Source organism: Solwaraspora sp. WMMD937, assembly GCF_029581175.1.
Classification (GTDB): domain Bacteria; phylum Actinomycetota; class Actinomycetes; order Mycobacteriales; family Micromonosporaceae; genus Micromonospora_E.
The window spans coordinates 3,663,500-3,676,960 of record NZ_CP120738.1; the positions used below are offsets into that span (position 1 = coordinate 3,663,500).

Annotated in this window: 12 protein-coding genes; 8 read left to right on the forward strand and 4 right to left on the reverse strand. The window is 71.4% G+C overall.

Going from position 1 to position 13,461, the window contains the following annotated elements; all coding sequences use genetic code 11:
* The first annotated feature begins 58 nt into the window (after window positions 1-58).
* Window positions 59-1,237, forward strand: coding sequence for a HAMP domain-containing sensor histidine kinase (locus O7621_RS16080; protein WP_282234615.1), 1,179 nt, complete (start codon window positions 59-61; stop codon window positions 1,235-1,237).
* Window positions 1,238-1,650: 413 nt separating this feature from the next.
* Complete coding sequence (locus tag O7621_RS16085) at window positions 1,651-1,953, forward strand: DUF6342 family protein (protein ID WP_282230022.1); 303 nt, start codon at window positions 1,651-1,653, stop codon at window positions 1,951-1,953.
* 96 nt (window positions 1,954-2,049) lie between these two features.
* On the opposite strand, the gene O7621_RS16090 is transcribed toward O7621_RS16085, so the two are convergent.
* Entirely contained in the window at window positions 2,050-4,119 is a 2,070-nt protein-coding gene (locus O7621_RS16090; protein ID WP_282234616.1) for a 3-hydroxyacyl-CoA dehydrogenase NAD-binding domain-containing protein, read from the reverse strand.
* Window positions 4,116-5,327, reverse strand: a complete 1,212-nt coding sequence (locus tag O7621_RS16095; protein ID WP_282230023.1) for a thiolase family protein — start codon at window positions 5,325-5,327, stop codon at window positions 4,116-4,118. Before O7621_RS16095 ends, O7621_RS16090 begins: the two co-directional genes overlap by 4 nt.
* A 262-nt stretch (window positions 5,328-5,589) precedes the next feature.
* Between O7621_RS16095 and galE the strand changes: the two genes are divergently transcribed.
* Entirely contained in the window at window positions 5,590-6,591 is a 1,002-nt protein-coding gene (gene galE, locus O7621_RS16100) for a UDP-glucose 4-epimerase GalE (protein ID WP_282230024.1), read from the forward strand.
* A gap of 66 nt (window positions 6,592-6,657) precedes the next feature.
* Here galE and O7621_RS16105 read toward each other — a convergent pair whose 3' ends face one another.
* Window positions 6,658-7,980 carry an HRDC domain-containing protein gene (locus O7621_RS16105; protein WP_282230025.1) on the reverse strand — a complete coding sequence of 441 codons (1,323 nt, stop codon included), beginning with the start codon at window positions 7,978-7,980 and terminating at the stop codon, window positions 6,658-6,660.
* Window positions 7,981-8,210: 230 nt separating this feature from the next.
* Here O7621_RS16105 and O7621_RS16110 point away from each other — a divergent pair, with 230 nt between their 5' ends.
* Window positions 8,211-9,269 carry a S1C family serine protease gene (locus O7621_RS16110; protein ID WP_282230026.1) on the forward strand — a complete coding sequence of 353 codons (1,059 nt, stop codon included), beginning with the start codon at window positions 8,211-8,213 and terminating at the stop codon, window positions 9,267-9,269.
* 5 nt (window positions 9,270-9,274) lie between these two features.
* Here O7621_RS16110 and O7621_RS16115 read toward each other — a convergent pair whose 3' ends face one another.
* The gene (locus O7621_RS16115) at window positions 9,275-9,850 is read right to left on the reverse strand and encodes a DUF3000 domain-containing protein (RefSeq protein WP_282230027.1); all 576 of its coding nucleotides are present in this window, start codon (window positions 9,848-9,850) and stop codon (window positions 9,275-9,277) included.
* Window positions 9,851-9,880: 30 nt separating this feature from the next.
* Between O7621_RS16115 and O7621_RS16120 the strand changes: the two genes are divergently transcribed.
* The 4 genes from O7621_RS16120 (at window position 9,881) to hemQ (ending at window position 13,345) form a co-directional block, all read left to right on the forward strand.
* Window positions 9,881-10,075: a hypothetical protein gene (locus O7621_RS16120; RefSeq protein ID WP_282230028.1), complete on the forward strand. Its 195-nt coding sequence runs from the start codon at window positions 9,881-9,883 to the stop codon at window positions 10,073-10,075.
* Window positions 10,041-11,147, forward strand: a complete 1,107-nt coding sequence (gene hemE, locus O7621_RS16125) for a uroporphyrinogen decarboxylase (protein ID WP_282230029.1) — start codon at window positions 10,041-10,043, stop codon at window positions 11,145-11,147. Before O7621_RS16120 ends, hemE begins: the two co-directional genes overlap by 35 nt.
* Window positions 11,148-11,210: 63 nt before the next feature.
* Window positions 11,211-12,641, forward strand: coding sequence for a protoporphyrinogen oxidase (gene hemG / locus O7621_RS16130; protein WP_282230030.1), 1,431 nt, complete (start codon window positions 11,211-11,213; stop codon window positions 12,639-12,641).
* Window positions 12,638-13,345: a hydrogen peroxide-dependent heme synthase gene (gene hemQ, locus O7621_RS16135; protein WP_282230031.1), complete on the forward strand. Its 708-nt coding sequence runs from the start codon at window positions 12,638-12,640 to the stop codon at window positions 13,343-13,345. Before hemG ends, hemQ begins: the two co-directional genes overlap by 4 nt.
* Window positions 13,346-13,461 lie beyond the last annotated feature (116 nt).

Genomic DNA, 13,461 nt, shown 5'->3' on the forward strand with positions numbered 1-13,461 from the left:
CGGATCCGCCGCCCCGGCGGCGTCAACGGCGGGTTCGCCGGGTCGACGCTGGCCGACGCTGCGCACCCCCCGGCCGACCCTGCGGCTACGGCTCACCCTGTTCAACGCCGTCCTGCTGGTCGGTTCGTTGGCCGTCTTCGTGCTGCTCGCCTGGCTGCTGGTCACCGACGCGCTGCGCCCGGCGGACCAGCTCGTCCCCGGGACCACCGTGGTGCTCGCCGACGGTCGCGAGCTGGACGCGGCCGCCTGGCAGGACGGGGTCGTCGAGCAGGCGTCCCGTGAGCTGCTGGTCAAGGCGTTGGTCGCGCTGCTGGCGATCAGCGTGGTCGGGGTAGTAGGTGCGTACGCCGTCGTCGGTCGGGCGCTGCGTCCACTGCAGCAAGTGACGTCGACCGCCCGGCGGCTCGGCGAACAGACTCTGGACCAACGGATCGGCTACTCCGGCACCGGTGACGAGGTGGCCGAGCTTGCCGCGACCTTCGACGACATGCTGGACCGGCTCAGCGCGTCGTTCGAGGCCCAGAAGCGGTTCGTCGCCAACGCCTCCCACGAGCTGCGTACCCCACTGGCGGTGATGCGCACCGAGATCGATGTGACGATGGCCGACGACACCGCTGACCTTGCCGAGTACAAGCGGATGGCGACGGTGGTCCGGGACGCATCGGAGCGGGCCAACGGGCTGTTCGACGCGTTGCTGGTGCTGGCCAGCAGCGAGGCGCAGTCCGGCCGGCGGCTGGTCCGTAAAGTGCCTCGGGACTTGGCCGAGGGGGTCTGCGCGGCGTTGTCGGCCGTCCAGGCTGAGACCCGCCGGTTGAAGTTGGACGTGCGTACCGCCCTGGATCCGGCAGTGGTGGTGGGTGACCCGAGCCTGCTGGACCGGTTGGCCGGCAACCTGATCGAGAACGCGGTGCGCTACAACCACCTGCACGGCCGGCTGTGGGTGCGTACCGGTAGCCACGGCTCGCACGTCGTCTACCTGCTGGTCGGCAACACCGGCTTCGAGGTGGACCAGGCCGACGTGCCGGGCCTGTTCGAGCCGTTCCGCCGGGGCGGCCGGGAACGGACCGGAGCGCGCGGGTCCGGCCTGGGTCTGTCGATTGTGCGGGCAGTGGCCGACGCGCACGGCGGCACGGTGTCCGCGGTGGCCCAGCCCGGGGGCGGCCTTGAAGTCACCTTGATGTTGCCGGCTGCTGACACGCCACTGCCCGTGGCTGCCTCGCCGGTACGTCGGAACTGACCTGCCACCGCGCCCTGACCCTGCGGCCCGCTTGCCGAGGACCGGTGTCAGCAATGTTTCACTTCACTCCATCGGTTTGACTTTGGGTTCGATGAATATGTTTTGTCGGAACCGGCTATGTGAATCATCTTCTCGAATTAACAGGTGTTGCGGTGCCGGTCAGTCATTTGGGGCGAAATGGTCGGTTGGTGGGGTCGGGCGTCGTGGAAATTGCATCGAGGTGAAGATTTGGTCAGCTTTGCTGACAGATTTTGTGGCTAGCCAAGGTGGTTGGGGCTGTCCTACCATTGAATTGGCGCCGGATCGGGTGGGAGAAATAGGCCGTGTCGATGGTTGAGGTGCATCGACTCCGATTCGGTCGTCCAGGGGAGTCGACCTACCGGAGGGATTCCGGGCAAACGAAAGGAGATCCGATGCCCGACGTCGATCTTGGACTCGCAACGGACTGGGACGAGGGTGACACTCACGGACGCATCCGGCTCCGGCAGAACCAGGTCTACGAGAGCTCGCCCAAGAAGGACGTCCTGATCAGTTCGCCGGTCAGTATCGAGCTTTCGGTCAACACGAACTACTCGACCTCGCAGGAAGCGGACAAGATCTACTTCACGACCCATTACGGGAGCCAAAAAAAGATCATTGCGGTTCTCGACTCGAATGGTGATCTGTACATCGCCGGCCGGGTGATCGAGGGTCAGACAAACTTGTCCTACAGGTAGGTCTGGAATTTGTCCTGCAGGTAGGCCAGCTCAGACGGCAAAACGGGATGTCGAGGCTGAGGTAGCGGCCTCGACATCCCGTTCCGTTTCGTCCGGTCAATCGGCCGGACTGCTGGCCACCCCGGCGGGTAGGAACCGCCGGCCGGTTACCCGCTGCGCGGTGCCGGTCCGGTCCAGGTACGGAGTGATCCCGCCGAGGTGGAACGGCCACCCCGCGCCGAGGATCATGCACAGGTCGATGTCCTGTGGTTCGGCGACCACGCCCTCGTCGAGCATCAGCCGGGCCTCCTGCGCCAACGCGTCGAGGGCCCGTTGCCGGACCTGCTCGGCGGTCAACGGGTGCGACCCGACTTCCAGCAGCTTGCCGATCTCGGGGTTGAACTCGTCGTCCACCATCAGTGGCAGCCCGGACTCGGCGATCCGCCGCAGATTGTCGCTGACCGCGAACCGGTCCGGGTACGCGGCGTGCAACGTACCGCCGACATGGTGGGCCACCGGCGGGCCGACCAGTTGCAGCAGGGCCAGCGGCCGCATCGGCAGGCCGAGCGGGTCCAGCGCGGCGTCGGCGACCTCCGGCGGGGTGCCGGCGTCCACTGCCGCGAAGATCTCGCCGAGGAACCGGGTGAGCAGCCGATTGACCACGAACGCCGGGGCGTCCGACACCAGCACGCAGGACTTGCGCAGCTGCTTGCCGACGGCGAACGCGGTGGCCAGGGTCGCGTCGTCGGTCCGCTCCCCGCGGACGATCTCCAGCAGGGGCAGGACGGCGACCGGGTTGAAGAAGTGGAAGCCGACCACCCGTTCGGGGTGAGCCAGGTCGGCGGCCATGTCGGAGACGGACAGCGACGAGGTGTTGGTGGCCAGGATCGTCTCGGGGCCGACGATCGCCTCGATCTCGGCCCACACCTGCTTCTTGACCTTGAGGTCCTCGAAGACGGCCTCGATGACGAAATCGGCGTCGGCGAAGGCGCTCTTGTCGACCGACCCGGTCACCTGCGCCAGCAGCTTCGCCGCCGTACCGGTGTCCATCCGGCCCTTGCCGACCTGCTTCTCGATCTCGGAGTGCACGTAGCTCAGACCGGCGTCCACCCGGGCCTGGTCCAGATCGGTGAGCACCACCGGCACCTGCAGTCGGCGGGCGAACAGCAGCGCCAGCTGGGAAGCCATCAGCCCGGCCCCGACGACGCCGACTTTGGTGACCGGCCGGGCCAGGTCCGCCGAGGGGGCGCCGGCGGGCCGCTTGGCGCGTCGCTGGACCAGGTCGAACGCGTACAGCCCGCTGCGCAGCTCCTCGGACAGGATCAGGTCGGCGAGGGCCTCGTCCTCGGCGGCCGTGCCGTCGGTGAACGGGGTGTCCTTGGCCAGCGCGAGCAGGTCGAGGGCCCGGTAGGCGGCCGGTACCGCGCCGTGCAGCCGCTGGTCGAGCAGCTGGCGGGCGAAGTAGAGCACCCCGTCCCACATGTCCCGGTCGACCTCCGGGCGGTCGACGGTGACCTCGCCGGTGACCACGCCAGCCGCCCACTGCAGGGACCGCTCCAGGAAATCGGCCGGTTCGAGCAGGATGTCGGTGATGCCCATCTCCGCGGCCTGTTTTGGCTTGAGCATCTTGTTCTGGGTCAACGGGTTTTGGATGATCACCTGCGCGGCGGCCGGGATGCCGATCAGGTTCGGCAGCAACTGGGTGCCTCCCCAGCCCGGCACCAGACCGAGGGACACCTCCGGCAGGGCCAGCGGACCGGCTCCGCCGGACAGTGTCCGGTAGTGGCAGTGCAGGGCGAGTTCCAGCCCGCCACCCATCGCGGCACCGTTTACGAACGCGAAGGTCGGCACCGCGCTGTCGCGTAGCCGGGCGAAGATCCGGTGGCCCGTCCGGCCGATTTCCAGCGCCTGCTCACGGTCGACGAGCTGCGGCATCGCGGTGAGGTCGGCGCCGACGCAGAAGACGTACGGCTTGCCGGTGACCGCCACGAAGGCCGGCTCGCCGGCCAGCGCCTCGGTGATCGCCGCGTCCAGGCCGGCCAGCCCGGCCGGCCCGAGGGTGTTCGGTTTGCGGTGGTCCAGGCCGTTGTCCAGGGTGATCAGCGCGGCGGGCCGGTCCAGTCCGGGTACGTTCACCTGCCGGACCAGCGCCCGGGTGACCACCTCGTCGGGGTTGTGCAGCATCAGTTCTCGTCTCCCTGCTGTGCCGGGCCGGTCCAGGCCGGGTTCTCCCAGATGACCGAGCCGCCCATGCCGATGCCGATACACATCGCGGTCAGCCCGTAGCGCACCTCGGGATGTTCGGCGAACTGCCGGGCCAGCTGGGTCATCAGTCGTACGCCGGAGGAGGCCAGCGGGTGCCCGATGGCGATGGCGCCACCCCACGGGTTGACCCGCGGGTCGTCGGCGTCGACGCCGAAGTGGTCGAGGAAGGCCAGCACCTGGACGGCGAAGGCCTCGTTCAGCTCGAACAGGCCGATGTCGTCGATGCCCAGCCCGGCAAGCCGCAGAGCCTTTTCGGTCGCCGGGATCGGGCCGACACCCATCACCTCCGGTTCGACGCCGACGAAGCCGTACGAGACCAGCCGCATCGCCACCGGTAGCCCCAGCTCGCGGGCCACGTCCTCGGCGGCGATCACGCTGGCGGTCGCACCGTCGTTGAGCCCGGCGGCGTTGCCGGCGGTGACCCGGCCGTGCGGCCGGAACGGGGTCTTGAGGGTGGCCAGCTTCTCCAGCGACGTCTCCCGGGGTGCCTCGTCGACGACTGCCAGCCCCCAGCCGGCCTCCGGGTCGCGGACCGCCACCGGGACCAGGTCCGGCTGCAGCTTGCCGTTGGCGTACGCCTTGGCGGTCTTGACCTGGGAGGCGAGGGCAAAGGCGTCGGCGCGCGCCTTGGTGACGCCGGGCAGCCGGTCGTGCAGGTTCTCTGCGGTCGCGCCCATGATCAGCGCGGACGGGTCGACCAGCTTCTCGGCGAGGATGCGCGGGTTGGGGTCGACGCCTTCGCCCATCGGATGCCGGCCCATGTGTTCGACGCCGCCGGCGATCGCCACGTCGTAGGCGCCCATCGCGATGCCGCCGGCCACCGAGGTGACCGCGGTCATCGCGCCGGCGCACATCCGGTCGATGGCGAAGCCGGGCACCGTCTTGGGCAGCCCGGCCAGCAGTGCGGCGGTGCGACCGATGGTCAGCCCCTGGTCGCCGGTCTGGGTGGTTGCCGCGATGGCTACCTCCTCGACCCGGTCGGGGGGTAGTTGCGGGTTGCGCCGCAGCAGTTCGCGGATGCAGCGGATGACGAGGTCGTCGGCGCGGGTGTGGGCGTACATCCCGCCGGCCTTGCCGAACGGGGTACGGACGCCGTCGACGAAGACGACGTCCCGGACTTCACGCGGCACGATGGGGCCTCCTTGCCGGCCTGGGTACGCGGGGGCAGACCTTCATGCTACTTGTCGGTAACAATCGTCGACCGGTGGCCCGGGTGTGGCCCGGGCCACACCCGGGCCACCGGTCGGGGGTCGCCTCCGGCGGAGCGCTCGACCCGGCTCCGGTACCGTGATGTCAATCGTGCGCCACCGCCCGCACCGGACATTCGCGACCCGCCGGACGGGCGACCGACGACCAACCCCAGACGGACGACAATCCAACAGAGGAGACACGGTGAAGGTTCTGATCGCCGGAGGCGCGGGCTTCATCGGCAGTACGATCGCCTCCGCATGCCTCGACGACGGCATCGAGCCGGTGGTGCTGGACAATCTGGTCACCGGGCGAATCGAGTTCACCCGCGACCGGATCTTCTACCAGGGCGACATCGCCGACGGTGCCCTGATCGACCGGATCTTCGCCGAACACCCGGACATCAGCGCGGTGGTGCACGCCGCGGCGCTGATCGTGGTGCCCGAATCGGTCGCCGAACCGCTGCGCTACTACCGGGAGAACGTCGCGAAGTCGATCGACTTCATCGACCATGTGGCCCGCAACGGAGCCGAGCGGTACCTGTTCAGCTCCTCGGCGTCGATCTACCGGCCGGGTGAGGACTTCTCCGTCGACGAGTCCTCGCCGCTCGAGCCGACCAGTCCGTACGCGCGGACCAAGGCGGTGATGGAGATGCTGCTCGCCGACTGCGCCGCCGCCATGCCGCTGCGGGCGCTGTCGCTGCGCTACTTCAACCCGATCGGCGCCGACCCGCAGCTGCGCACCGGCCTGCAGATCCGCCAGCCCACCCACGTCCTCGGCAAGCTGATCACCGCCGCGCAGACCGGGGCCGAGTTCACCATCACCGGGGTCGACTGGCCCACCCGCGACGGCTCGGGAATCCGCGACTACATCCACGTCTGGGACTTGGCCCGGGCGCACGTGCAGGCGCTGCGCCACTTCGACGAGATTCTGCCGGTCGGCGCCGACCGCCGCTACGAGGTGCTCAACCTCGGCACCGGCGACGGCACCACGGTGCGTGAGTTCGTCGAGGCCTTCCGCTCAGTGGTCGACCAGCCGCTGCGGGTCCGGGAGACCGGGCCCCGCCCCGGCGACGCCGCCGGCTCGTACACCCGCAGCGTGCGGGCGCGTCGGCTGCTCGACTGGAAGCCCGAGCTGTCCATCGCCGACGGCATCCGGCATTCGCTGGCCTGGTCGGCGCGGCGGGACCAGGTGCTCGACGACTGAGCGCGGCGTCCGGCCGCGTCGACGGTGACCTTCATCGTGACGTTCCTGGCGACCCGCCGCGGCGGCCTACTGCGGCGGGTCGCGCAGCGCGGCGCTCAGCTCCGTCACGATCAGCGACACCTGCCAGTTGCGGGCACCGAGCCCCTGCAACGTCGCCGCCACCGACTCGTCGCTGATCTCCTCCGGCGGAGTCCAGGCGAGCCGGCGGACCGAGTCCGGCGCGATCAGGTTCTCCGGCGGTAGCAGGTTCGCCGCGGCCATCCGGATCACCACCTCCCGGCAACGGGCCAGCCGTGCCGCGGCCGCCGGATCCCGTTCCGCCCAGCGGTGCGGCGGGGGAGGGCCGTCGACCGCAGGCGTGGTCGGCAGGGCGTCGTTGGGCAGGGCGCGGGCGACGTCCAGCGCGTCCAGCCAGATCCGCGCCAGCCGCCGGACCGAGCGGCCGTTGAAACCAGGCAACGCCAGCAGGGCCCGCTCGTCCCGGGGGTCGAGTTCGGCCGCCGCGATGATCGCCGAATCCGGCAGCACCCGGCCCGGTGCCGAATCGCGGCGGGCGGCGACGTCGTCCCGGGCCTGCCACAACGCGCGTACCCGGGCCTGGGCCCGCGCTCCGCGTACCCGGTGGATGCCGGAGGTCCGCCGCCACGGCTCCGGCCGCACCCGGGTCGGCTGGCTGCCCCAGGCGACCAGAGCGGCGAACTCCTCGGCCGCCCACTGCTGCTTGCCCTGGCGTTCCAACTCCAGGGCAAGCACGTCCCGTAGCTCGACCAGCAGTTCGACGTCGAGCGCCGCGTAGGTCAGCCACGACTCCGGTAGCGGGCGGGTCGACCAGTCGGCGGCGGAGTGATGCTTCTCCAGCGAGAAGCCGAGCAGCGCCTCGGTCAGCGCGGCCAGCCCCACCCGCTCGTAGCCGGCCAGCCGGGCGGCCAACTCGGTGTCGAACAACCGGCGTGGGCGCAGCCCGACATCGGCCAGGCAGGGCAGATCCTGGCTGGCGGCGTGCAGCACCCATTCGGCATCGGCGATCGCGGCGTCGAGCGCGCCCAGGTCAGGCAGCGGCAGCGGGTCGATCAGCGCCGTACCTGCACCCGCCCGGCGTAGCTGCACCAGATAGGCACGTTGGGTGTAGCGATATCCGGAGGCGCGTTCGGCGTCGATGGCGACCGGACCGGAGCCGGCAGCGAACCGGGCAACGGCCTCGGCGAGAGCGTCGTCGTCGGCCACCGGTGCAGGGGTGCCGTCGCGGGGAGCGGTCAGCGCAACGGGCCCGCCGGGCGAGGAGCCGGACCCCACGACATCGGACGCCGACGGCTGCGCCAGCGGGTGGTGCGGCTCGCTCCCTGCTGGGCGTTGCGCGGTCCGACGGCGCAGGGGGGATTCGTCGGTCACCTGGCAACCCTAGTGCCCGGCCTGCCGCCGGCCGCACGAGGTGTCACCGGCGCGTCGGCTCCGAGCCGGGCCGAGTTGACCGGCGACACCCCGGTGATGTGTCCAACGGGTGGCGATCGTGTGATCACCGGGCGAGAGGTGACGACAAACACCGTACTGCCCGGTACGGTCGTATCGCCGCTCAGCGGCAGGTGGGCCGGCTGCCGCGTTGAAGGAGAGGCTGCCACGATATGACCAGTGGGTACGACGATCCCTGCTCCACCAATGGGTACGACGATCCACGCTCCGTCGCTGTACCCGACATCGCGGGCCCGCGACATGCCGCGCCAGAGGCGCATACGCTGCCGGCGGCGCACACTGTCGAGGATGCCTACGCCGCCGAGAAGGCTCATGCCGCCGGCGAGCCGCCCGCTGCTCCCGAGGCGTCCACGTCTTGGTCGCCGGCCGGCGCGACCTCGGACCGCCCAGGCTCGTTGGCGCCGCCGGCCGACCAGCTCCGCCGGGTCACCCCGGTCCGGCGGGGATGGCCAGGGGTGACCGCGCTGCTGCTGGTCCTGCTCCTGGCCGGCCTGGCGGGTTACCAGACGCACCAGATCCGTCAGTTGACCACCCGACTCGCCGAGGTCGACCAGCGGCTGGCCCGGGCGCAGGGAGCCGACGCCGACCGCTTCGAGTTGGTCGAGGCGCGCGCCGCCGAGCTGGAACGGCAGGTCGGCGCGGCCTTCGACCCTGAGGAGATCGCCGCGGCGGTGCTGCCCAGCGTCTTCCGGGTCAGTGCCGGGCGGTTCACCGGCACGGCCTTCGCGGTGGGCGAGTCAGCCGACGGCGGCACCAATCTGCTGACCAACTACCACGTCGTCGAGCCCAGTTATCTGGCCGGCAACCGGCGCGTCTTCCTGGAGCGCGACGGTGAACGGATCGAGGCCGCGGTCGTCGCGGTGGACGAGGACAGCGACGTGGCGCAGCTGCGGGCCGACCGATTCTTCCCCGGCCTGCCGCCAGCTCCCGACGAGGTCAAGTCCGGTCAGCAGGTCGTGGTCGTCGGGGCCCCGCTCGGGCTCGTCGACTCGGTGACCACCGGGGTGGTCAGCGCGTTGCGGGACGCCGACGACAGCACCGGCCCGGTCATCCAGTTCGACGCTCCGATCAATCCCGGCAACTCGGGCGGGCCGGTGATCAACAGCGGCAAGCAGGTGGTGGGCATCGCCACCGCGAAGGCCCGCGACGCCGAGGGGATCGGGCTGGCTGTGCCGATCCGTACCGCCTGCGACGTGTTCGAGATCTGCTGACCGGGTCAGGCCGTGCCGGTCGACCGCCGCCGGCCCGGCAGCACCGTCACCCCCGGCGGCGGCAGACCGGCGGTCGACGACAGTAGGTCACACCAGGCCCTCAGATGGGCGTCGAGCCCGGTGGTCGACGGCGTCCACGAGGCGCGGATCTCGATGTCGCCACCCGCGGGCGGGCCGGCCAGCTCGCCGAACCGGGTGGAGCAGGTCTGGGTCACCGTGCCGCCCAGCGCGCCGTAGGCGGCCCCGTGCACCTCCAACGCATCGGTCAACCAGGTCCAGCCGACGGTCGGCAGCAGCGGATCCGCGACCAGGTCAACCTCCAGGTCGGCGGTGACGTAGGTCACCAGGCGCAGGGTGCCCTGCCAGGCGTCGTGTCCGTCCGGGTCGTGCAGCAGGACCAACCGCCCGGTGGCCACCTCGTCCGAGCCACGCAGCACCGTGGCGCTCAACGCGAACGCGTAGGGGGCCAGCCGCTGGGGGGCGCCGACCTCCTCGATCTGGATCTCCTCCCGGGGGGTCACCGCGCGCAGTCCGGCGACGGCGCGGTGGAACGCCTCGGGCAACGCGGTAAGGGGGGCCATGGCCAGAAGCCTAGGCCGCACTCCCACCGGATGGGGATCGGCGCGCCGGGGCCCAGTGGCGGTGACCGCGGCGACGGCGCTTCGCCGGCCAAGGACCGGACCGGGGCGGCCCGGTACCGACCGGGGCAGCCGGACCGGATCGGAGCGGCGGCTGCCGACCAGCCGGGCAGCCGTGACACCATGGGCGCCGATGACCACTACGACGCCGGGCAACGCCGCCCATGACGCGACACCCGACACACCCGCGCGGGCCACGGCCCCGGTGGGACCGCTGGCCACCTCCGCCTTCGTCCGGGCCTGCCGGCGGGAACCGGTGCCGCACACGCCGGTGTGGTTCATGCGCCAGGCCGGTCGTTCGCTGCCCGAGTACCGCCAGCTGCGCAGCGGCATCGGCATGCTGGAGTCCTGCCGGCGACCGGACCTGGTCGCCGAGATCACCATGCAGCCAGTACGGCGGCACGGCGTGGACGCCGCGATCCTGTTCAGCGACATCGTCGTCCCGGTGGCGGCGGCCGGCGTCGAGTTGGACATCGTCGCCGGCACCGGGCCGGTCATCGCCGAACCGGTCCGCAGCGCTGCCGACGTCGGTCGGCTTCGTCGGATCACCCCGGACGACGTCGGCTTCGTCGACGAGGCGGTTCGGCTGCTCGTCGCCGCGCTCGGTGCGACTCCGCTGATCGGGTTCGCGGGTGCGCCGTTCACGCTGGCCAGCTACCTGGTCGAAGGCGGACCGTCACGTACCCACGGGCGGACCAAGGCCCTGATGTACGGCGATCCGCAGACCTGGCACGCGCTCTGCGCCCGGCTCGCCGAGATCACCCTGGAGTTTCTCCGGGTGCAGGTCGCGGCGGGCGTCGCTGCGGTCCAGCTGTTCGACTCCTGGGCCGGGACGCTCTCCGAGGCCGACTACCGTCGGCACGTCCTGCCGCACTCCGCGGCGGTGCTGCACGGCCTGGCCGACGCCGGAGTACCCCGGATCCATTTCGGAGTGGGGACCGCCGAACTGCTCGAAGCGATGGGCGAGGCCGGCGCGGACGTCGTCGGGGTGGACTGGCGTACTCCGCTGGATGCCGCGACCGCGCGGATCGGTCCGGACCGTGCCGTGCAGGGCAACCTAGACCCGTGTCTGCTGCTCGCGCCGTGGCCGGTGGTGCGCACCGAGGTCCGGCGGGTACTGGCCGACGGGCTCGCCGCCCCCGGACACGTGTTCAACCTCGGTCACGGGGTGCTGCCGGAGACCGACCCCGACGTGCTGACCAGGGTCGTCGACCTGGTGCACGAGACGTCGCAGCGCTGACCCGCGTCACAACCGGGTAGGCCCGGCCGGCCGGCCCGACCGCCCGGGTGGCAAGGTGACGGTATGCAGCAACCGTGGCGGATCGCCGTGGTGGGTGGCGGGATCGCCGGGCTGGCCGCGGCGTTGCGGCTGCGCGACCGGGCACCCGCAGGGACCCGGATCACGGTCTACGAGCAGTCCGACGAACTGGGCGGCAAGCTGCGTACCAGGGAATTCGCCGGGCTGCCGGTGGAACGCGGCGCCGAGGCGTTCCTGATGCGGGATCCGGCCGGCGGCGACTCCGCGGCGGTTGCGCTGGCCCGTCGAGTCGGCCTCGGCGACCTTTTGCGGCACCCGGCGGTCGGCCAGGCGGCGCTGGCCCGGGACGGACAGTTCGTCCCGCTACCCGCCGGGACGCTGATCGGCGTGCCCGGCGACCTCGCGGCGGTGGCCCGGGTGGCCCGCGCCGAACCGGAGCGCGACGCCGACCAGGGCCGGCCGTTGCTGCAGCCGGACGAGGACGTCGCCGTCGGTGAGCTGGTTCGTCGGCGGCTGGGTGACGAGGTCGTCGAGCAACTGGTCGACCCGATGCTCGGCGGGGTGTACGCGGGTCGGGCCGACACCTTGTCGTTGGCCACCACCATCCCAGGGCTGGCGACGGCGGCCCGCACGGAACACACCCTGGTCGCGGCGGTCCGGGCGGCGCTGGCCGCGCGGCCGCCGGCCGCCGGCGTGCCGGTGTTCGCCACCGTCGACGGCGGGCTGAGCCGGCTGGTGGCGGCGGTCCGGGCCGCGTTGTCGGCCGCCGACGGGGCAGCCGAGGTCCGGTTGCGGACCTCGGCGGTGGTGCGGGAGTTGGCCGCCTCGGCAGCCGGCTGGCGGTTGACGGTCGGTCCGACCCGCGGCGCCGAGCGGGTGGACGTCGACGCGGTGGTGCTGGCGGTGCCGGCCAGACCGGCAGCCCGGCTGCTCGCCGCGGTGGACGCCGCTGCGGCGGTCCGGGTCGGCGCGCTCGAGTACGCCAGCATCGCCCTGGTCACCCTGGCGGTGCCGCAGCCGCAGCTACCGGAGATCTCCGGCTTCCTGGTGCCGGCGACCGAGCGGACCATGACCAAGGCTGTCACCCTGTTCAGCACCAAGTGGGCCCAGCTGCGACGGTCGGACGGGCTGGCCGTGGTCCGTGCCTCGGTCGGCCGTCACGGCGACGAGCGGCTACTGCAACGCTCCGACGACGAACTGATCGACGCCGTGCGTGCGGAGCTGACCCGGCTCACCGGTGTCCGACAACCGGCCGCCGTGCAGTCGCACGTGCAGCGGTGGGGTGGCGCGCTGCCGCAGTACCCGCCGGGGCACCTGAGCCGGGTGGCGGCGGCCCGTCGGTCGCTGCGGGCCGCCGGGCGGCGGCTGGCGTTGGCCGGCGCGGCCTACGACGGTATCGGCATCCCGGTGTGCGTGCGCTCCGGCGAGAACGCCGCCGATGAGATCCTGACAAAACTGGAAGGGGTACGCCGATGAGCGGCGACGAGCAGACCAACGCGGCACGGTTGCGTGAGCTGAACTCGACGATCCGGTACACCATGTGGTCGGTTTTCCGGGTCGCCGAGCGGCTGCCGGCGCTGCGTGACGACATGATCGGTGAGGTCGAGTCGCTGATCGGCGAGCTGGCCACCAAGGACGTCACGGTCCGGGGCACCTACGACGTCGCCGGACTGCGGGCTGACGCCGACATCATGATCTGGTGGCACGCGGCGGACAGCGACGAGCTGCAGGACGCGTACGGGCGGTTGCGCCGTACGGCGTTGGGCCGTCACCTCGCCCCGGTCTGGTCCCAGCTGGCGCTGCACCGCCCGGCCGAGTTCAACAAGAGCCATGTGCCGGCGTTCCTGGCTGGTGAGCCGGCCCGGGCGTACATCTGCGTGTACCCGTTCGTCCGCTCGTACGAGTGGTACCTGCTGCCGGAGACGGAGCGGCGGGCGATGTTGGCCGAGCACGGGCAGATGGCCCGGCCGTATCCGGACGTCCGGGCGAACACCGTCGCATCCTTCGCACTCGGCGACTACGAGTGGATGCTCGCCTTCGAAGCCGACGAACTGCACCGGATCGTCGATTTGATGCGCGACCTGCGGGCCTCGTCGGCGCGGCGGCACGTCCGTGCGGAGGTGCCGTTCTTCACCGGACGGAATCGCACCGTCGCCGACCTGGTCGCAAATCTGCCCTGACGTTTCCGCAGGTGCCGGCCCGGGTACCCACCCACTGCCCCCCGAGGTTGACCGGTCAGCCCGACCGGATCGACCGGACCGGAGAAGGACCACTCATCTGATCCGGAGGAGGGTGT